At 72.2% G+C, this 20,267-nt stretch carries 16 protein-coding genes; 10 read left to right on the plus strand and 6 right to left on the minus strand.

Going from position 1 to position 20,267, the window contains the following annotated elements; all coding sequences use genetic code 11:
- The first annotated feature begins 145 nt into the window (after positions 1–145).
- The gene (locus tag ACFZA0_RS29475) at positions 146–934 is read left to right on the plus strand and encodes a protein phosphatase 2C domain-containing protein (RefSeq protein WP_391022562.1); all 789 of its coding nucleotides are present in this window, start codon (positions 146–148) and stop codon (positions 932–934) included.
- A gap of 70 nt (positions 935–1,004) precedes the next feature.
- On the opposite strand, the gene ACFZA0_RS29480 is transcribed toward ACFZA0_RS29475, so the two are convergent.
- Positions 1,005–1,487, minus strand: coding sequence for a MarR family transcriptional regulator (locus tag ACFZA0_RS29480; protein ID WP_391022564.1), 483 nt, complete (start codon positions 1,485–1,487; stop codon positions 1,005–1,007).
- Between the two features lie 294 nt (positions 1,488–1,781).
- Between ACFZA0_RS29480 and ACFZA0_RS29485 the strand changes: the two genes are divergently transcribed.
- On the plus strand, positions 1,782–2,639 hold the full coding sequence (locus tag ACFZA0_RS29485; protein WP_391022565.1) for a GH25 family lysozyme: 858 nt from the start codon (positions 1,782–1,784) through the stop codon (positions 2,637–2,639).
- 116 nt (positions 2,640–2,755) lie between these two features.
- Here the strand turns inward: ACFZA0_RS29485 and lon are convergent, their stop codons facing one another.
- A complete protein-coding gene (gene lon / locus ACFZA0_RS29490) occupies positions 2,756–5,170 on the minus strand; it encodes an endopeptidase La (protein WP_391022567.1) in 2,415 nt (804 codons plus the stop codon).
- Between the two features lie 498 nt (positions 5,171–5,668).
- Between lon and ACFZA0_RS29495 the strand changes: the two genes are divergently transcribed.
- The 5 genes from ACFZA0_RS29495 to ACFZA0_RS29515 all read left to right on the plus strand — a co-directional run bounded on the left by ACFZA0_RS29495 (position 5,669) and on the right by ACFZA0_RS29515 (position 12,778).
- Positions 5,669–6,346 carry a spermidine synthase gene (locus tag ACFZA0_RS29495; protein WP_391022569.1) on the plus strand — a complete coding sequence of 226 codons (678 nt, stop codon included), beginning with the start codon at positions 5,669–5,671 and terminating at the stop codon, positions 6,344–6,346.
- Positions 6,347–6,460: 114 nt separating this feature from the next.
- A complete protein-coding gene (locus ACFZA0_RS29500; protein ID WP_391022571.1) occupies positions 6,461–7,198 on the plus strand; it encodes a response regulator in 738 nt (245 codons plus the stop codon).
- Positions 7,195–8,301, plus strand: a complete 1,107-nt coding sequence (locus ACFZA0_RS29505; protein WP_391022573.1) for an ATP-binding protein — start codon at positions 7,195–7,197, stop codon at positions 8,299–8,301. The genes ACFZA0_RS29500 and ACFZA0_RS29505 overlap by 4 nt, the downstream gene beginning before the upstream one ends.
- 326 nt (positions 8,302–8,627) lie before the next feature.
- Entirely contained in the window at positions 8,628–12,446 is a 3,819-nt protein-coding gene (locus tag ACFZA0_RS29510; RefSeq protein WP_391022574.1) for a multifunctional oxoglutarate decarboxylase/oxoglutarate dehydrogenase thiamine pyrophosphate-binding subunit/dihydrolipoyllysine-residue succinyltransferase subunit, read from the plus strand.
- A gap of 152 nt (positions 12,447–12,598) precedes the next feature.
- Positions 12,599–12,778 (plus strand): DUF6104 family protein, encoded by a 180-nt coding sequence (locus ACFZA0_RS29515; protein WP_046418474.1) that lies wholly within the window; start codon positions 12,599–12,601, stop codon positions 12,776–12,778.
- 55 nt (positions 12,779–12,833) lie between these two features.
- On the opposite strand, the gene ACFZA0_RS29520 is transcribed toward ACFZA0_RS29515, so the two are convergent.
- Positions 12,834–13,691: a hypothetical protein gene (locus ACFZA0_RS29520; RefSeq protein ID WP_391022575.1), complete on the minus strand. Its 858-nt coding sequence runs from the start codon at positions 13,689–13,691 to the stop codon at positions 12,834–12,836.
- Positions 13,692–13,924: 233 nt separating this feature from the next.
- On the opposite strand from ACFZA0_RS29520, the gene ACFZA0_RS29525 reads away from it, so the two are divergent.
- Both ACFZA0_RS29525 and ACFZA0_RS29530 read left to right on the plus strand, forming a co-directional pair.
- On the plus strand, positions 13,925–14,986 hold the full coding sequence (locus ACFZA0_RS29525; RefSeq protein ID WP_391022576.1) for a DUF4097 domain-containing protein: 1,062 nt from the start codon (positions 13,925–13,927) through the stop codon (positions 14,984–14,986).
- A 1-nt stretch (position 14,987) separates the two neighbouring features.
- A complete protein-coding gene (locus tag ACFZA0_RS29530) occupies positions 14,988–16,085 on the plus strand; it encodes a helix-turn-helix transcriptional regulator (protein ID WP_391022577.1) in 1,098 nt (365 codons plus the stop codon).
- A 137-nt stretch (positions 16,086–16,222) separates the two neighbouring features.
- Here the strand turns inward: ACFZA0_RS29530 and ACFZA0_RS29535 are convergent, their stop codons facing one another.
- Positions 16,223–16,723 carry a Clp protease N-terminal domain-containing protein gene (locus tag ACFZA0_RS29535; protein ID WP_391022578.1) on the minus strand — a complete coding sequence of 167 codons (501 nt, stop codon included), beginning with the start codon at positions 16,721–16,723 and terminating at the stop codon, positions 16,223–16,225.
- Positions 16,724–16,929: 206 nt separating this feature from the next.
- Complete coding sequence (locus ACFZA0_RS29540; protein WP_391022579.1) at positions 16,930–17,895, minus strand: zinc-binding dehydrogenase; 966 nt, start codon at positions 17,893–17,895, stop codon at positions 16,930–16,932.
- A gap of 409 nt (positions 17,896–18,304) precedes the next feature.
- Between ACFZA0_RS29540 and ACFZA0_RS29545 the strand changes: the two genes are divergently transcribed.
- Positions 18,305–18,580: a hypothetical protein gene (locus ACFZA0_RS29545; protein ID WP_391022580.1), complete on the plus strand. Its 276-nt coding sequence runs from the start codon at positions 18,305–18,307 to the stop codon at positions 18,578–18,580.
- 116 nt (positions 18,581–18,696) lie between these two features.
- Here ACFZA0_RS29545 and ACFZA0_RS29550 read toward each other — a convergent pair whose 3' ends face one another.
- On the minus strand, positions 18,697–19,920 hold the full coding sequence (locus ACFZA0_RS29550) for a malic enzyme-like NAD(P)-binding protein (RefSeq protein WP_391022582.1): 1,224 nt from the start codon (positions 19,918–19,920) through the stop codon (positions 18,697–18,699).
- Positions 19,921–20,267: the final 347 nt, after the last annotated feature.

Here is a 20,267-nt window from a genome sequence, read left to right on the forward strand (position 1 = left end):
ATGCTTTGGCAAGATTCGCCGCCACGCTTTCCCGGACCGAATCATTCCACCGCATATCCGTCCGCTGACCTGCGAAACTGCGTCAATGCGCGGGCCGGCGGCGGGCTTTGACGCGGCTCGTGAAAGGCTCGTGCAGACTGGCCGGATGCGTACAGAACTTGTGTCGGAACCCGGTGAACCCACCCGCCCGAACGAGGACTTCGCGAGTCTCGCGCTCCCCGCGTCCGGCCAGGGTGGCGCCCTCGTGCTCCTGGACGGTGTGACACCGCCCCGGGACGGCACGGGCTGCCGGCACTCGGTGCCCTGGTTCACGGCCCGGCTGGGCGGCGCGCTGACCGAACTGACCGTTTCCCTCCCGGATGCGCCGCTGGCCGCCGTGCTGAGCGAGGCCATCGGGCGGACGGCGGATGCGCACGCCCACATTTGTGACCTTTCTCACCCGCGCACGCCGCAGGCGACGGTCGTGCTGGCGCGCTGGACGCCCCAGCAGGTCGCGTATCTCGTGCTGTCCGACTCGGTGCTGCTGGTCGAGGCGCCCGACGGCAAGGTGACGGCGCTCCTCGACGACCGCCTCGCACGCGTGCCGCGCGGCTCGCTGGTGAGCGACAGGGTGGCGGACGCGACGGTCCGCAACAAGGAGGGCGGCTTCTTCACCGCGGCGGCGGACCCGTCCGTGGCGGCCCGCGCGGTCACCGGCACGCTGCCGCGCTCCCGGGTGCGGGCCCTGGCGGCGCTGACGGACGGCGCGACCCGGTGGGTGGACAAGTTCGGGGCGGGCGACTGGGCGGACTGCTTCTCGGTGGTCCGCGAGGAGGGCCCGCAGGCCCTGGTGGACCGCGTCCGCCACCTGGAGCGCGCCGACGCGACCCGCCGCACGTACCTGCGCCGCAGCAAGACACACGACGACGCGACGGTGGTACTGGCGGAACTGTGAGGGGGGCGGGGGGCGGTCCCCGGTCGGGACGCCCCGGGGTACGAGCGGAAGCCGCGGACCGGACCGCGGCCTACTTCTCCATCCCCTGGTTCAACTGCCCCAGCAGACGCGCCAGTTCGGCGACCTCCGGGCGGTCCCAGTGGGAGAGCATGCTGACGTAGCGGGCGCGGCGGGCGTCGCGGACGCTGCCGACCCTGCGCCGGCCCTCGTCGGTGAGGCGGACCAGCCAGGCGCGGCCGTCCGCCGGGTCGGGCTCGCGGGCGACCAGGCCCAGGTCCTCCAGGGCGCGGAGCTGGCGGGACATGGTGGCGCGGCCGACGCCGACGTACGCGGCGAGGTCGGTCGCGCGTACGCCGCCGCACTCGTCGAGGCGGACCAGCAGGCCGTACGCCGCCGACTCCAGGTCCGGGTGGACCTCGCGGGCCATCTCGCCCTGGCTGGCGCGGGCGCGGCGCAGGAACAGCGTCAGTTCGCGTTCCAGCGAGAGGAACTCCTGATCCGGCCCGCCCCGCGCCGCACCGTCCCGCTCCGCGCCGTCTGCGTCTTCGTGCACGTCGGCCCCTGCCTCGGTTTCGCTGTGCTGAAAGTTTCCGCCACGCACCTCGATAGACGCAGCTCGGTCAGTATTTCGCAGGAGTAGACCAACGGCAGACCCCGGACCCCCTTCCGACCCGGGGTCTACGTGCGTAGCGTCGACGCCGCTCGACCGAAATGCCGTGCCCATGACAACGACGCCAAGGGCGGGGCCGGGGATCGCCGCGCCCGTCGCGCGGCTCCGCGGCCGGCCCGCCGGGCACGTCCCCCCACCGATCTCCACCGAGCACCACCGAGTCTTCGGAGGCACGATATGCCCGTGCACAGATCCGGACCGGCCCGAATCCGACGCCTCACCGTCGCGGGAATCCTGCTCACCGCCTTCTCCCTACTCACCGTCCTCCCCTCCGCCGCCCTCACCCCCACGGGCGCCGACGGCCCGGCGCGCGGCACGGCCGACGTACCGGCCCGGGGCTCCGCCTACATGGGCATCGGCGTCTCGGCGCACGACGGCCGCAGCGGCGCGCCCGTCGGCCAGGACGCCACCCAGACGGAGGGGGTGGACGTCGCGAGCTACCAGAGCTCCGTCGCCTGGCCCACCCTCTGGAGCGCCGGCACCAAGTGGGCCTACACCAAGGCCACCGAGGGCACGACCTACACGAACCCCTACTTCTCCTCGCAGTACAGCGGCGCCTACAACACCGGGATGATCCGCGGCGCCTACCACTTCGCCACCCCGGACACCTCGACCGGCGCAACGCAGGCCAGTTATTTCGTCGCGCACGGCGGCGGCTGGTCCAAGGACGGCCGGACGCTGCCCGGGGTGCTCGACATCGAGTGGAACCCGTACGGCGCGTCCTGCTACGGCCTGTCCGCGAGCGGGATGGTCAGCTGGATCAGCTCCTTCCTGAACCAGTACAAGGCGCTCACCGGCCGGGACGCGGTGATCTACACCGCCACCAGCTGGTGGACGCAGTGCACCGGGAACTACGCCGGTTTCGCCGGCACCAACCCGCTGTGGATCGCCCGGTACGCCTCCGCCCCGGGCACCCTGCCGGCCGGCTGGTCCGTCCAGACGATGTGGCAGTACACCTCGACGGGCGCCACGGTCGGCGACCACGACAAGTTCAACGGCGCGCTGGACCGCGTCGTCGCGCTCGCCAACGGCTGACACCCATCCCGGACACGGCGCGGCCCCCGCCGCGGAGCCTTCAACTCCGCGGCGGGGGCCGCCTTCTCACCGGTCGCGTCCGTCACGCCGCCACCGGCGTCCCACGGGCGGCCGCGTCACGCGGCCACCGGCACCTCGGTGCTCGCGCCGTTCGTGGCGGGCGCGAGCGCCAGTTCCAGCACCTGCCGGACGTCCGTCACGGCGTGGACGTCGAGCTTGTCCAGCACCTCCGCGGGGACGTCGTCCAGGTCGGGCTCGTTGCGCTTGGGGACGATCACCGTGGTGATGCCCGCCTGGTGCGCGGCGAGCAGCTTCTGCTTCACCCCGCCGATCGGCAGCACCCGGCCGGTCAGCGACACCTCGCCGGTCATGGCCACGTCCGTGCGGACGAGCCGGCCGGAGAGCAGCGACGCCAGCGCGGTCGTCATGGTGACGCCGGCGCTCGGGCCGTCCTTGGGGACCGCGCCCGCCGGGAAGTGGATGTGCACGCCCCGGTCCTTCAGGTCGCCCACCGGGAGCTCCAGTTCGGCGCCGTGCGAGCGCAGGAAGCTCAGCGCGATCTGCGCCGACTCCTTCATCACGTCGCCGAGCTGGCCGGTGAGGGTCAGACCCGCCGCACCCGTCTCCGGGTCGGCCAGCGACGCCTCGACGTAGAGGACGTCGCCGCCGGCGCCCGTGACCGCGAGACCGGTGGCCACGCCGGGCACCGACGTGCGGCGCTCGGAGGGGTCCTGCGCGGACTCGGGCACGTGGTGCGGCCGGCCGATCAGGTCCCGCAGGTCGCCGTCGGTGACGGTGAACGGCAGTTCCCGCTCGCCCAGTTCGTGCTGCGCCGCGATCTTGCGCAGCAGCCGGGCGACCGACCGCTCCAGGGTGCGCACGCCGGCCTCGCGCGTGTACTCGCCGGCCAGCTTGCGCAGCGCCCCGTCGTCGATGGTGACCTCGTCCGCCTTCAGACCCGCCCGCTCCAGCTGGCGCGGAAGCAGGTGGTCGCGGGCGATGACGACCTTCTCGTCCTCGGTGTAGCCGTCCAGACGGACCAGCTCCATACGGTCGAGCAGCGCCTCCGGGATGGCCTCCAGGACGTTCGCCGTCGCGAGGAACACGACGTCGGACAGGTCGAGTTCGACCTCCAGGTAGTGGTCGCGGAAGGTGTGGTTCTGCGCCGGGTCGAGGACTTCGAGCAGGGCCGCGGCCGGGTCGCCGCGGTAGTCGGAGCCGACCTTGTCGATCTCGTCGAGCAGGACGACCGGGTTCATCGAACCGGCCTCCTTGATCGCGCGGACGATGCGGCCGGGCAGCGCGCCGACGTAGGTGCGCCGGTGCCCGCGGATCTCCGCCTCGTCGCGCACGCCGCCGAGGGCGACACGGACGAACTTGCGGCCCATGGCGTGGGCGACGGACTCGCCGAGCGAGGTCTTGCCGACGCCGGGAGGTCCGACGAGGGCCAGCACCGCGCCGCCGCGGCGTCCGCCGACGACGCCGAGACCGCGGTCGCTGCGGCGCTTGCGCACCGCCAGGTACTCGGTGATCCGCTCCTTCACGTCCTGGAGTCCGGCGTGCTCGGCGTCCAGGACCTGCTTGGCGCCCTGGATGTCGTACGCGTCCTCGGTGCGCTCGTTCCACGGGAGTTCGAGCACGGTGTCGAGCCAGGTGCGGATCCAGGAGCCCTCGGGGGACTGGTCGCTGGACCGCTCCAGCTTCTCGACCTCCTTGAGGGCCGCCTCGCGGACCTTCTCGGGCAGGTCGGCGGACTCCACGCGGGCGCGGTAGTCGTCGGACTCGTCGCCCTCCTGCTCGCCGTTGAGGTCGCGCAGCTCCTTGCGGACGGCTTCGAGCTGGCGGCGCAGCAGGAACTCGCGCTGCTGCTTGTCGACGCCCTCCTGGACGTCCTTGGCGATCGTCTCGGCCACGTCCTGCTCGGCGAGGTGGTCGCGCAGCTGCTGGGTGGCGAGCTTCAGCCGGGCCACCGGGTCGGTGGTCTCCAGCAGCTCGATCTTCTGTTCGGTGGTGAGGAAGGGCGAGTAGCCCGAGTTGTCGGCGAGCGTGGAGACGTCGTCGATGGCCTGCACACGGTCGACCACCTGCCAGGCGCCGCGCTTGCGCAGCCAGGCGGTGGCGAGGGCCTTGTACTCCTTCACCAGTTCGGTCACCGAGCCGGGCAGCGGGTCGGGCAGGGTCTCCTCCACGAGGGTGCCCTCCACCCACAGCGCGGCACCCGGCCCGCTCGTACCGGCGCCGACGCGGACGCGGCCGCGCGCGCGGATCAGCGCGCCGGGGTCGCCGTCGGCGAGGCGGCCGACCTGCTCGACGGTGCCGAGCACGCCGGTGCCCGCGTGGCTCCCGTCGATGCGTGGCACCAGCAGGACGCGTGGCTTGCCGGGCTCGGAACGGGCGGCGGCCTGTGCGGCCTCCACCGCGGCCCGTACCTCGGAATCACTCAGGTCCAGCGGGACCACCATTCCGGGCAGCACGACCTCGTCGTCGAGCGGCAGCACGGGCAGGGTGAGCGGTGTGGACGTCGATGCCATGATCTCCCCTTTGGCAGTCAAGTTGAGCTATGCCGACTCAATGCTCGGGGAGGGCCGAATGTTCCCCACCGGGCGTTCGCTGTGAGCGATCACCGTGAGGCCACCCGGAAAGGGCAGGTCGGCGACGGTACGAGCGCCGTCGCGCGGTGCCGTCCGGGACGGTGCCGCGCTGCCGGCGCCCTGCCTGGGACGACAACCACGCCGGGCGCCGAAGTCATCCCGGGGAGGCGGCGGCCGGGCCCCGCAGGGCGCGCGGCGGCGCCCCCTTCGGGCGGGCGCCCCGCGGTCACGGCGTCCCGCCACCCGCCATTCGGGCCGGTGGCCGGATCAACACGGCATCGCGCAACGGGAGTTGCACCTGGCGGCCACCGCACCGCCGCACCCGGCACCCTCCTGGACCACCGGGGCGCCGCGCACGCCCCGCCGTACCGGCGCGGCAGAAGCCCGCGGCGGGAAAACAACCACCCGGCCCGCGGCCCCCTTTGGCAGGATGGACGGATGACCGCCTCGTACGACACCCCGGTTGTGCTGGACCGTCGGCAGGGTCCGTACGGCGAGGTCGTGCTGCGGCGCCACGGCGCGCTGTTGCAGATCATCGCCAACGGGTGCTTCCTGATGGACACTTCGGACGGCCGCTCGGAACGCCTCCTGGTGGACGCCGCCCGCGACGCCCTCGACGCGCGTCCCGCGCCGCACCTGCTGATCGGCGGCCTCGGCGTCGGGTTCTCGCTCGCCCACGCCGCGGCGGACCCGCGCTGGGGCCGGATCACGGTGGTCGAGCGCGAACACGCGGTCGTGGACTGGCACCGGGACGGCCCGCTGCGCGAACTCTCCGCGGGCGCGCTCGCCGATCCCCGCACCGAGATCGCCGAGGCGGACCTCCTCGCACATCTGGGTGAGAGATCCACCACGTACGACGCGCTGTGCCTGGACATCGACAACGGCCCCGGCTGGACCGTGACCGAGGACAACGAGGGCCTCTACTCCCCCGCCGGACTGACCCTCTGCGCCGGGGCGTTGACGCCCGGAGGGGTCCTCGCGGTGTGGTCCGCGCAACCCTCGCCGGAATTTGAAGGAACCTTGCGGAATGCCGGGTTCCAACACGTGCGTACCGAAGAGATCCGTGTTGCCCGGGGCGTACCGGACGTCGTGCATCTCGGCGTACGACCTGGATAGCCGTGAGGGTGTTACTCCCCGTACGCTGCTCACCTGGCGCCGATCATTCAAGCGTCAATTGCAGTCAAAGGGATCACCCCACGGGTTCCGGAAAGCACACAGCAGGGGCGGGCGATGGAGCAGACACAGACCTCCCACAACGGCACGACGGCCACCACCGGCGCACAACGCCGCGTCCTGGTGGTCGAGGACGACCCGACGATCGTGGACGCCATCGCGACCCGCCTGCGCGCCGAGGGATTCCTCGTGCAAACGGCGGGCGACGGTCCGGCGGCGGTCGACACAGCGGAGGCCTGGCAGCCCGACCTGCTCATCCTCGACATCATGCTGCCCGGCTTCGACGGGCTGGAGGTCTGCCGCCGCGTGCAGGCCCAGCGCCCGGTGCCGGTGATGATGCTCACCGCGCGGGACGACGAGACGGACATGCTGGTGGGCCTCGGCGTCGGTGCCGACGACTACATGACGAAGCCGTTCTCGATGCGCGAACTGGCCGCCCGCGTGCACGTGTTGCTGCGCCGCGTCGAGCGGGCCGCACTGGCCGCCACGACGCCGCGCTCCGGCATCCTGCGCCTCGGCGAGCTGGAGATCGACCACGCGCAGCGCCGCGTCCGGGTGCGCAGCGAGGACGTGCACCTGACGCCCACGGAGTTCGACCTCCTGGTGTGCCTGGCGAACACGCCCCGCGCGGTCCTCTCCCGCGAGCAGCTGCTCGCGGAGGTGTGGGACTGGGCGGACGCCTCCGGCACCCGGACCGTCGACAGCCACATCAAGGCGCTGCGCCGGAAGATCGGCGCGGAACGCATCCGCACCGTGCACGGTGTGGGTTACGCCCTGGAAACGCCGACCCCATGAGCGACGGGCCGGCCGCACGGAGGAACCCGGGCAGACCCTGGGGTGGCGTTCGCCCGTTCTCGATCAAGACCAAGCTCCAGGCGCTGGTCGTCATCTCGGTGCTCATCACCACCGGTCTGCTGATGATCGCGGTGCGCACCGAGACGGAGCTGCGCTTCATCACGGTCTTCTCCATGATCGCCACGCTGCTGATCACCCAGTTCGTGGCGCACTCGCTGACCGCGCCGCTGGACGAGATGAACACGGTGGCCCGCTCGATCTCGCACGGCGACTACACCCGGCGGGTGCGCGAGAACCGGTGGGACGAGCTGGGCGACCTGGCGCAGACCATCAACCGCATGGCGGACGACCTGGAGGCGCAGGACCGCCAGCGCAAGGAGCTCGTCGCGAACGTCTCCCACGAGCTGCGCACCCCCATCGCCGGGCTGCGCGCGGTGCTGGAGAACGTGGTCGACGGTGTCTCCGCCGCCGACCCGGAGACCATGCGGACGGCCCTGAAGCAGACGGAGCGGCTCGGCCGCCTCGTCGAGACGCTGCTGGACCTGTCCCGCCTCGACAACGGCGTCGTCCCGCTGCGGATGCGCCGCTTCGAGGTGTGGCCGTACCTGTCGGGCGTGCTGAAGGAGGCCAACATGGTCGCCTCGGCCCGCGCCGGCATCGCCTCCGGCTCCGGCAGCCACACCCGCACCGACGTCCATCTGCACCTCGACGTGACGCCGCCGGAGCTGACCGCGCACGCGGACCCGGAGCGCATCCACCAGGTCGTCGCCAACCTCATCGACAACGCGGTCAAGCACAGCCCCCCGCACGGCCGGGTCACCGTGAAGGCGCGCGGCGGCCCGCAGCCGGAGTCGCTGGAACTGGAGATCCTCGACGAGGGGCCGGGCATCCCGCGCTCCGAGTGGCGGCGCGTCTTCGACCGCTTCAACCGCGGCAGCGTGGCCGCCCCGCACGGCCCCGGCAGTGACGGCGGCACGGGCCTCGGGCTCGCGATCGCCCGGTGGGCGGTGGATCTGCACGGCGGCCGGATCGGTGTGGCCGAATCGGACCGAGGATGCAGGATTATCGTCACTCTCCCGGGGGCCTCGCGCGCCTCAAGTTGACGTAAAGTGCGGAGCGGAACGCCAAGATCCACAGTTGTCCCCCTGGGCGGACACGTGTGACCGGAACGTCCCCCGCACCCTGTCTGTGCTGGGACGACAGTGCGTGCCGCGGCCCGCCGCAGAGGTGGTGGGGAGATCGTCCGCGCGGCCCCCGTTCCGCAGTCGAACCACGCTTGTTTCCCGCCAATTCCAGCCCCGAAACGCTCTTCGCGATGTGACTTAGGCGACGTTGCACCTGCCCGACCTGACCATCGCGGTCCGGGAGGCGTAGCCTTTATTCCCGCTGTCCATCACCTTGTGAGAAGCGGAAGAGGGCGGTTACCGCCGTGTCGCCACAGTCCCCCAGTAACTCGAGCATCTCGACCGACGACCAAGCCGGGAAGAAGAATCCCGCTGCCGCGTTCGGTGCGAACGAGTGGCTCGTCGACGAGATCTATCAGCAGTACCTCCAGGACCCGAATTCGGTAGACCGCGCCTGGTGGGACTTCTTCGCCGACTACAAGCCGGGAGCGGCCGCCGCCGCGCCGGCTGCGGCGGGGACCGCGGCCACCGCCGCAGCGGCCGGCCAGGCGGCCGCGCCCGCCCAGGCGGCGCCGGCCCAGACGCCCGCCCAGGCGCCCGCGGCTCCGCAGCAGGCCGCCGCCCCGGCGCAGCCGGCCGCCAAGGCCGCTCCCGCCCCGGCGCCCGCCCGGCCCGCCGCCGCTCCGGCCGCGAAGCCGGCCGCCCAGGCGGCGCAGCCCGCGCAGCCGAAGGCCGCGCCCGCCGCCGAGGCGCCCGCGGGCCCGGACTTCGTGACCCTGCGCGGTCCCGCCGCCGCCGTGGCGAAGAACATGAACGCCTCGCTGGAGGTGCCGACGGCCACTTCGGTCCGCGCGGTCCCGGTGAAGCTGCTGTTCGACAACCGCATCGTCATCAACAACCACCTCAAGCGCGCCCGCGGCGGGAAGATCTCCTTCACGCACCTCATCGGGTACGCGATGGTGCAGGCCATCAAGGCCATGCCGTCCATGAACTGGCACTTCGCCGAGAAGGACGGCAAGCCCACCCTGGTCAAGCCGGAGCACGTCACCTTCGGCCTGGCCATCGACCTGGTGAAGCCGAACGGCGACCGCCAGCTCGTGGTGGCCGGCATCAAGAAGGCCGAGACGCTGAACTTCTTCGAGTTCTGGCAGGCCTACGAGGACATCGTCCGCCGCGCCCGCGACGGCAAGCTGACGATGGACGACTTCTCCGGCGTCACGGTCTCCCTGACCAACCCGGGCGGCCTCGGCACCGTGCACTCCGTGCCGCGCCTGATGCCCGGCCAGTCGGTCATCATGGGCGTCGGCTCGATGGACTACCCCGCCGAGTTCCAGGGCACCTCGCAGGACACCCTGAACAAGCTGGGCATCTCGAAGGTCATGACGCTCACGTCGACCTACGACCACCGCGTCATCCAGGGCGCCGCCTCCGGCGAGTTCCTGCGCATCGTCGCGAACCTGCTGCTCGGCGAGAACGGCTTCTACGACGAGATCTTCGAGGCGCTGCGCATCCCCTACGAGCCGGTCCGCTGGCTCAAGGACATCGACGCCTCGCACGACGACGACGTCACCAAGGCCGCGCGCGTCTTCGAGCTGATCCACTCCTACCGGGTCCGCGGCCACGTCATGGCCGACACCGACCCGCTGGAGTACCGCCAGCGCAAGCACCCCGACCTCGACATCATCGAGCACGGCCTCACCCTGTGGGACCTGGAGCGCGAGTTCGCCGTCGGCGGCTTCGCCAACAAGACGATGATGAAGCTGCGCGACATCCTCGGCGTGCTGCGCGACTCGTACTGCCGCACCACCGGCATCGAGTACATGCACATCCAGGACCCCAAGCAGCGCAAGTGGATCCAGGAGCGGGTCGAGCGCGCGCACTCCAAGCCGGAGCGCGAGGAGCAGCTGCGCATCCTGCGCCGCCTGAACGCGGCGGAGGCCTTCGAGACCTTCCTTCAGACCAAGTACGTCGGCCAGAAGCGGTTCTCCCTGGAGGGCGGCGAGTCCGTCATCCCGCTGCTCGACGCGGTCCTCGACTCGGCCGCCGAGTCCCGGCTCGACGAGGTCGTCATCGGCATGGCCCACCGCGGCCGGCTGAACGTCCTCGCCAACATCTGCGGCAAGTCGTACGCGCAGATCTTCCGCGAGTTCGAGGGCAACCTCGACCCGAAGTCGATGCACGGCTCCGGCGACGTGAAGTACCACCTGGGCGCCACCGGCACGTTCACCGGCCTGGACGGCGAGCAGATCAAGGTCACCCTCGCGGCGAACCCGTCCCACCTGGAGACGGTCGACCCGATCATCGAGGGCATCGTCCGCGCCCGCCAGGACATCATCAACAAGGGCGGCACGGACTTCACGGTCCTGCCGGTCGCGATCCACGGCGACGCGGCCTTCGCGGGCCAGGGCGTGGTGGCCGAGACCCTGAACATGTCGCAGCTGCGCGGCTACCGCACCGGCGGCACCGTGCACGTCGTCATCAACAACCAGGTCGGCTTCACCGCCGCCCCGGAGTCGTCGCGCTCCTCCATGTACGCCACCGACGTGGCCCGCATGATCGAGGCGCCGATCTTCCACGTGAACGGTGACGACCCCGAGGCCGTCGTCCGCGTCGCCCGGCTGGCCTTCGAGTTCCGCCAGGCGTTCAACAAGGACGTCGTCATCGACCTCATCTGCTACCGCCGCCGCGGTCACAACGAGTCGGACAACCCGGCGTTCACGCAGCCGCTGATGTACGACCTGATCGACAAGAAGCGCTCGGTGCGCAAGCTCTACACCGAGTCCCTCATCGGTCGCGGCGACATCACGCTGGAAGAGGCCGAGCAGGCCCTCCAGGACTACCAGGGCCAGCTGGAGAAGGTCTTCACCGAGGTCCGCGAGGCCACGGCGCAGCCCTCCGCCCCGCAGTCGCCCGACTCGCGGCCCGAGTTCCCGGTCGCGGTCGACACGTCGGTCTCCGCCGAGGTCGTCAAGCGCATCGCCGAGTCCCAGGTCAACATCCCCGACCGGGTCACCGTGCACCCGCGTCTGCTGCCGCAGCTCCAGCGCCGCGCGGCCATGGTCGAGGACGGCACGATCGACTGGGGCATGGGCGAGACCCTCGCCATCGGCTCGCTCCTGCTGGAGGGCACCCCGGTGCGGCTGTCCGGCCAGGACTCGCGCCGCGGCACGTTCGGCCAGCGCCACGCGGTGCTGATCGACCGGGCCACCGGCGAGGACTTCACGCCGCTGCTGTACCTGTCCGAGGACCAGGCCCGCTACAACGTCTACGACTCGCTGCTCTCCGAGTACGCGGTCATGGGCTTCGAGTACGGCTACTCGCTGGCCCGGCCCGAGTCGCTGGTCATGTGGGAGGCCCAGTTCGGCGACTTCGCCAACGGCGCCCAGTCCGTGATCGACGAGTACATCTCGGCCGCCGAGCAGAAGTGGGGCCAGACCTCCGGCGTCACGCTGCTGCTGCCGCACGGCTACGAGGGACAGGGGCCGGACCACTCCTCGGCCCGCATCGAGCGCTTCCTCACGCTGTGCGCGCAGAACAACATGACGGTCGCGATGCCGACCCTGCCGTCGAACTACTTCCACCTCCTGCGGTGGCAGGTGCACAACCCGCACCACAAGCCGCTGGTGGTCTTCACCCCGAAGTCGATGCTGCGCCTCAAGGCCGCCGCGTCGAAGACGGAGGAGTTCACGTCGGGCGGCTTCCGCCCGGTCATCGGCGACGACTCGGTCGAGGCGAGCGCGGTCCGCAAGGTCGTGTTCTGCTCCGGCAAGCTGTACTACGACCTGGAGGCCGAGCAGAAGAAGCGCGGCACCGGCGACACCGCGATCATCCGCGTCGAGCGCCTGTACCCGCTGCCGGGTGCCGAGCTCCAGGCGGAGATCGCCAAGTACCCGAACGCCGAGAAGTACCTGTGGGCGCAGGAGGAGCCGGCGAACCAGGGCGCGTGGCCGTTCATCGCGCTGAACCTGATCGACCACCTCGACCTCGCGGTCGGCGCGGACGTGCCGCACGGCGAGCGCCTGCGTCGCATCTCGCGTCCGCACAGCTCCTCCCCGGCCGTCGGTTCCGCGAAGCGGCACCAGGCGGAGCAGGAGCAGCTCGTGCGCGAGGTGTTCGAGGCGTAAGTGCCCGGGTGCCCGGTCCGCCGGGTGCTGTGCGAGGGGCCCGGTCCCGGGAGCTGCGGCTTCCCGGGACCGGGCCCCTCGGCCTTCCCGCCTATGCTTTTTCCCGTCCCTGTCCGGGCCACAGTCCCCATCGAACCAACGGAGCGCCACCCATGTACTTCACCGACCGCGGCATCGAGGAGCTGGAGAAGCGCCGGGGCGAGCAGGAGGTCACCTTCGAGTGGCTCGCCGAGCAGCTGCGGACGTTCGTCGACCTGAACCCGGACTTCGAGGTCCCGGTGGAGCGGCTGGCGACCTGGCTGGCCCGGCTGGACGACGAGGACGACGAGTAGCACTCGGCACCGGCGCACTCGGCACCGGTGCACTCGGCGCGGCGCGCTGCACGCGTCAGGTGCGCGTGCGCGCGTAGTCGTACGCGAGGCCCAGCGCGCCGTGCGCCACCAGCAGCGCGCCGGCCGCGGCCCAGCCGCCGCCGCGCCGCCGCATCCCCCAGCCCGCGAGCGGGACGCCCGCCGCGACCTGGGCGAGGGCGAGCGTCCGCGCGCGCGGACCTCCCGCCCACGGCATCCACGGCCCCAGCCTGCTGCTGTCCGCCGACGCGGGCGGCCGCACCGCCTCGCGCCAGCCGGGCCACTCGATCCGCTCGGCACCCGGCAGGGCGAGGGCGGTGTCGCACAGGACGCGCGCACCCGTACCGGGAGCGAGGCCCGGCGGCACGTCCGCGCCCGCGCGCGTGAGCACCGCGAGCACGCCGAGGAGGCGGGCGCGCGCGTCGGCCGCCGGATCGCGCCGGGTGAGCCGGTCCAGGGACTGCATGTCGAGGACGGGGTCCAGCCCGAGCCGCGCCGCGAACGCCTCCATGGCGTCCTCCTCGCCGGCCGGCGTGCCGTCGGCGAGCCACACGTACCCGACGGGCCGGCGGAACCCCGACGCGAGCGCGCAGCCCGCCCGGTCCGCGTCCCACCACAGGGCCAGCACCGGCCAGGGGGCTCCCACGCCGAGAGCCGAGGCCCAGCCGACGAGGACGCGTTCGACGGGTTCACCGTCCCGCGACCAGGGCCGCCCCTCGGGGACGAGCACGCTCCAGCCGTCCCCCGCCCCGGCGAGAACCATGCGGGACCGCAGCAGCCGGGCCGCGGGGGCGACGGTGCCCTGCTCCGCCCGGCACAGCAGCAGGGCGCCGGTGCGGCCGTCGGCGCCGCCGCCTCCGCCGCCACCACCGGTCCGGGACTCTTCCGTCGACATGGTCACACGCTAGGACAATCCGCCCGGACCGGCCGTTCGAGGCCGCCGAGTCAACGGTCGCCGAGTCGCCGAAATGGGTGTCTTGACTTTCCGTGTGCGCGATATATCGTGTTTCTCGTGAGACGCGATATGGCGCGACGCCCGGCGTCGAGGCCGTGCCGCGCCCACACCCACACTCGTCTTCGCATCGCATCCGGTCCCCTGCGGTCCGGTCAGCCCAGGAGGTCTGTGCCATGTCCGAGTGGTCCGTCGGGGAACCCCGGAAACTCAGTTTCGAAGAGCCCGTCGACACGCTTCAGGTCCGCATCGTCGACGGAACCGTCAACGTGGTGGGCACCGACGAGAGTTCCGCCCGCCTGGAAGTCACCTCGATCGAGGGCCCCCCGCTACAGGTCGGTCTGGAGGGCGGCACCCTCACTGTGGGGTACGAGGACATGGACTCCTGGCGCGGCTTCCTCAAGTGGCTCGACCGCAAGGGCCGTCAGCGCAGTGCCGTGGTCTCGCTGGCCGTCCCCGCCGGCACCCGCGTCCAGGTGGGCGTGATCGGCGCCGAGGCGTTCGTCTCCGGGATCGACGGCCCCACCGAGGTCAGGGGCATGTCCGGCGACACCACCCTCGTCGGCCTGTCCGGTCCCGTCCGCACGCAGACGGTCTCCGGCAACCTGGAGGCGCAGTCGCTCGCAGGGGACCTCAAGTTCCACTCGGTCTCCGGCGACCTCACCGTGGTCGACGGCTCCGGTTCCTCGGTGCGCGCCGACTCGGTCAGCGGCTCGATGATCGTCGACCTCGACCCGGAGGGGCCCACGGACGTCGGCCTCGTCAGCGTCTCCGGCGAGATCGCCATCCGCCTGCCGCAGCCCGTGGACACCGACATCGAGGCGAACACGGCGAGCGGCACCATCGCCAACGACTTCAACGACCTGCGGGTGAACGGCCAGTGGGGCGCCCACAAGATCACCGGCCGCCTCGGCAAGGGCGCCGGGAAGGTACGCGCGACGACCGTCTCCGGTTCGATCGCCCTGCTGCGCCGCCCGGCGAAGGACGACACCGAGGGCCCGCACGAGCCGGCGGTCCCGGCGGCCGAGCCCGCCCTCCCGCCTGCCCCGGTCCCGGCTCCGGCACCGGCACCGGCTCCGGAGCCCCCGTCGAAGGACGCGTGGTCCGAGGCCGTGCGTCCGGAGGCCGAACCGCAGGACGAGGCGGAGGACGTTTCGGGGGACAATTCCGCTTCCGGCCCCGGTGACGCCCCGAGCGACCCTCCGGCCGACGGCACGACCGACAAGAAGGTGCTCTGACATGTCTCCCGTCTTCGCCCACGGACGCCTGCGTCTCTACCTGCTGAAGCTGCTGGACGAGGCTCCCCGCCACGGCTACGAGGTCATCCGGCTGCTGGAGGAGCGCTTCCAGGGGCTCTACGCGCCGTCGGCCGGCACCGTGTACCCGAGGCTGGCCAAGTTGGAGACCGAGGGCCTGGTCCGGCACACCACCGAGGGCGGCCGCAAGGTCTACTCCATCACGGACGCGGGCCGCGCCGAACTGGCCGACCGCAGCGGTGAACTCGCCGATCTGGAACTGGAGATCCGCGAGTCGGTCGCGGAACTCGCCGCGGAGATCCAGGCGGACGTCCGCGGGGCCGCGGGCGACCTGCGCCGCGAGGTCCGGGCGGCCGCGTCCGAGGCCCGCCGCGGCTCCCGTGCGGGCGGTGGCTTCGGCGCCCCGGAGGGCGGCCCGACCGAGGAGCACGGCGACTCCGCCGAGAAGGAGTCGTGGCGCGTCGCCAAGGAGGAGATGCGCAAGGCGAAGCAGGAGTGGAAGGAGCAGGCCCGGCGCGCGAAGGACGAGAGCCGGCGGGCCCGCGAGGAGGCGGTGCGGGCGCGCCGCCAGGCACGTGACGCCCAGGAACGGGCGCGCGCGCAGGCGCAGGAGGAGATCCAGCGCATAGCTCACCGGGTCCAGGACCAGGTGCAGAACCACTTCGCGCGCGGCGACTGGCCGACCGGGGTCCGCGAGGGCCTGACCGAACTGGCCAAGGAATTCGGCGAGTTCGGGAAGGACTTCGGCAAGGAGTTCGGCAAGGACCTGGGCTTCGGCCGCCAGGGCTCGGCATCGGCACCCGCCGGCGGACCGCCGGAAGCCGGGGCACCGGGCCCGCAGCCGGAGTACTCCCAGACGCCGGAGGACTTCCCGGCGGAGTACGAGCCGACGTGGGCCCACGAGGCTCCCACCGGCGATCCGTCGCGCGACCTGGACCGGTTGCTGGACCGGTTCCGGGACGACATCCGCGACGCCGCCCGGGACCACGGCGTCACCGCCGAGCAACTGCGCGACACGCGGAGCCACTTGTCGACGGCGGCGGCCCGTATCGGTGCGGCCCTGCGCGCGCCGAAGGTCTGAGGCGCCGGGAGCGGAAGCACGCGGTGCGGTCCCGAGTGGACCGCATCCGCGCCTCCGGCCCCCTCACCTCGTCACCTCGTCGCCTCGTCGCCTCGTCGGGCAACTGCCTTTCCGGCGCCGCCCGTTCGGTGGCGGCCCTACTTGCCCGGTCCGCCCGCGGCGCCGCCCGCCGCCGGGCCGTCGCCCCCGTACAGGACCCGGTTCACGGAGTCGTGGGTGACGCCGTGGCCGGCGAGGACACCGGCGAGCGCGCCGTGCCGGCCGGTGAGGGCGAGCAGCAGGTGCTCGTCGCCGATGTGCCGGTCGTGGTGGCCCACCGCGATCCGCAGGGAGTCGGCGAGCAGGGACTTGGTGTCCTTGCCGAACGGCCGGCGCCCCGCCCGCCGCCGGCCTCCCGGCACGGCGGCACCGGCGCCGGTTCCCGTACCGCCGGGCAGTGCGCGGACGAGGTCGTCGCGACGGCCGGAGTCGGGCGGCAGCCCGAGGGCACTCAGCGCGAACGAGCCGCGGCTGCCCTTCCGGTCGAGCACGGAGAGCAGTACGTGCACCTCCTCGACCCGTTCGGACCCCGTCCGCTCGGCGTGCTTCACCGCACCGTCGACGACGTCACGGGCGTCCTTGGTGAACCGTTCGAACATCGCGACCTCCCTGGTAGGCACCGTGGGCAGAGCCGACGCCCCGCCCCCGAAGTCAACCTACATTGACCGCTGAGCGGAGTCAACCAAAGTTGACTTCCTGGGGGGTGGGAAGCGAAAGGGCGGGCCCGTAGATCCGGACCCGCCCTGCTCACCCCACCGCCCCGCCGCCCCGCCCGCTCTCGAACGAGGGTTCCCCGGTCTCCGGGTCAGCCGGTCGTGAGCACGATCTTCCCGAAGTGGTCGCCCGCCTCCAGGCGTTCGAAGCCCTCGCGGGCCCGGTCGAGCGGCAGCACCTCGTCGACGACCGGCCGCACACCCGTGGCGGCGCAGAAGGAGAGGAGGTCCTCCAGCTCGTCCTTGGTGCCCATCGTCGAGCCGACGATCCTGAGCTCCAGGAAGAAGACGCGGGTCAGTTCGGCGTGCGAGGGCCGGTCTCCGCTGGTGGCACCGGAGATGACGAGGGTGCCGCCCGGCCGCAGCGACTTGACGGAGTGGGACCAGGTGGCCGCGCCGACGGTCTCGATGACGGCGTCCACCCGCTGCGGCAGCCGGGCGCCGGGCTCCAGCGCGTCGACGGCGCCGAGTTCGACCGCGCGCCTGCGCTTGGCCTCGTCCCGGCTGGTCGCGAAGACGCGCAGACCGGCGGCCTTGGCGAGGACGATCGCGGCGGTGGCGACACCGCCGCCGGCCCCCTGGACGAGTACCGAGTCGCCGGGCCGGACGTTGGCGTTGGTGAACAGCATCCGGTAGGCGGTCAGCCAGGCGGTGGGCAGGCAGGCGGCCTCCTCGAAGGAGAGCTCCCGGGGCTTGGGCAGGATGTTCCAGGTCGGCACGGCGACCTGCTCGGCGAAGGTGCCGGGGTAGCGCTCGGTCAGGATGGAGCGCTTCTCCCCTGGGCCGACACCGTGGCCGGTCTGGCCGACGACCGAGTGCAGGACGACCTCGTTGCCGTCCTGGTCGACACCGGCGGCGTCGCAGCCGAGGATCATCGGCAGCCGCTCCTCGGGCAGACCGACGCCCCGCAGCGACCAGAGGTCGTGATGGTTGAGGGAGGCGGCCCTGACGTCTACGGTGCTCCAGCCGGCACGCGGCTCGGGCGCCGGGCGCTCCCCCAACTCAAGTCCGGAGAGAGGCTGGTCGGGGTCGATTCGGGCGGCGTAGGCAGCGAACATGCCTGCGACGATAGGCTCCGCGCCCGGCACACGGAACCAGCGCGCCCTGTGACACACACCCTCTTGCCACACGCGGCAGCCCGGCACCCGGCCCCGGCACGGCCCTGCCGCGAACCCGAAGCCGAACGCGGTCCACGGCGACGGCTCGCCGCCGCGCCGCGATCCGGTCGCGGAACCGCTCCCCGAACCGCTCCCCGAGCCGCACAGGATGACCCACGAACGGGGACACGGGACGGCAAGACGGTGCGGTCACGGCGACCACGGCAGTCACGGCAGTCACGGCAGTCACGGCAGTCACGGCAGTCACGGCAGTCACGGCAGTCACGGCAGTCACGGGTCAACCAGCCCGATGACGCCTCGGGTGCGGGGGTCCGCAGAAGTAGCGGAAAGCCTTCCGGATCCGGGCTTCGTGGCGGCCGGAGCCTCCGGGCGCCGCCGGGACCGGCGGGCGACGTTCGCCGAACTCCCCTCGAAACCGGGCGCGTTCGCGGACCGCCCGCGTCGCGAGCCCGGCGGGCCGTCCGGGACCGCGCTCGCGCCGCACCTCGTGCCCGTCCCGTACGAGGCCACCCCGCGCGACCGGCGGGCACACCGCGGTTCGACCCGGCGGAAGCCGGACGAGGGCACCGACCGGCGGGCGCCCCACCACCCGGGCACCCTCGTCCCGCCCGAGAGGGACGGCTGACGCCCGGCGGCGGAAAGGGCCCCGCGCGAAGGCGAGGCCCTGTTCGCTCCACGTACCGCCGTCACCGAACGCCCGTCACCGACTCGGCGGCGGGCGACGGGCGACGGGCGCCCTACCTACCGGCGTGCCACGCCCTCCGCGCGCGCCGCCGCAGCGACCGCGGCCGTGACCGCGGGGGCCACGCGCTCGTCGAAGGGGGACGGGATGACGTTGTCGGCGGACAGGTCGTCGCCGACCACGGCCGCCAGCGCCTCCGCGGCCGCGAGCTTCATGCCCTCGGTGATGCGCGACGCCCGCACCTGGAGCGCCCCCGCGAAGATGCCGGGGAACGCGAGCACGTTGTTGATCTGGTTGGGGAAGTCGGAGCGCCCGGTCGCGACGACCGCCGCGTACTTGTGCGCGACGTCCGGGTGCACCTCGGGGGTGGGGTTGGCCATGGCGAAGACGAACGCGCCCTCGGCCATCGAGGCGACCGCGGCCTCGGGCACCGTGCCGCCGGAGACGCCGATGAAGACGTCCGCGCCTGCCAGCGCGTCCTCCAGCGAACCGCTGATGCCCGCCTTGTTGGTGAAGCCGGCCAGGTCGCGCTTGACCTGCGTGAGGTCCTCGCGGTCGGCGGAGACGACGCCCTTGCGGTCGGTGACCGCGACGTCCCCGATGCCGGCCTCGACCAGCATCTTCGCGATGGCGACCCCGGCCGCGCCCGCGCCGGAGATGACGGCGCGCAGGTCGCCGACGGCCCGCCCGGTCAGCCGCGCGGAGTTGCGCAGCGCCGCGAGCGTGACGACCGCCGTGCCGTGCTGGTCGTCGTGGAAGACCGGGATGTCCAGGCGTTCCTGGAGCCGGCGCTCGATCTCGAAGCAGCGCGGCGCCGAGATGTCCTCCAGGTTGATGCCGCCGAAGGACGGGGCGAGCCGGACGACGGTCTCGACGATGTCGTCGACGTCGGTGCAGTCGAGCGCGATCGGCACCGCGTCGACCCCGCCGAACTGCTTGAAGAGGATGGCCTTGCCCTCCATCACGGGGAGGGACGCCCGGGGGCCGATGTCGCCGAGGCCGAGCACGGCCGTGCCGTCGGTGACGACGGCGACGACGGACGACTTCCAGGTGTACTCGTCGACCAGCTCGGGCTGTTCCGCGATGGCCGTGCACACGCGGGCGACGCCGGGCGTGTAGGCGAGGGACAGGTCTTCCCTGTCGCGGACGGGAACGGTGGCCTGCACGGCCATCTTGCCGCCGCGGTGCAGTGCGAAGACCGGATCGAAGGCGTCGAGGGGCTCGGCCCCCGCGTCCGGACCGGCACTGCTGTCGCTGCGAGGATTGACGATCTCCGCTGCCACTTTGTCTTACCCCTTAGGTCTGCTTGGTTGAGGGTGGCCACTCCTGGTGAGGGGTGGGCGGGCACCGCGCACGGCCCAGGTCAGGTGATGCGTACGGGCACATACGCGACGGGCGCGCCGCACACGCGCCCTGAAGCCCCGGATGAGGGGTGTAAAGAACCTTCTTACCGGACGAACGCGGCCTGCGACGAGTCCATACTGCGAAGGTCACATGACGGAGCCTCGACTCCCGCCCGATTATGCGGACAAGTCACGGACGAAACCGGACAGTCGGGGCTGCAATCACGCAAGCTATGTCCGCACGGAACGCATCGTGCGACAAGCCGAAGAATCTCCGGCGGAGCAAG

This window comes from Streptomyces sp. NPDC008150, assembly GCF_042956945.1.
In the GTDB taxonomy this organism is placed as follows: domain Bacteria; phylum Actinomycetota; class Actinomycetes; order Streptomycetales; family Streptomycetaceae; genus Streptomyces.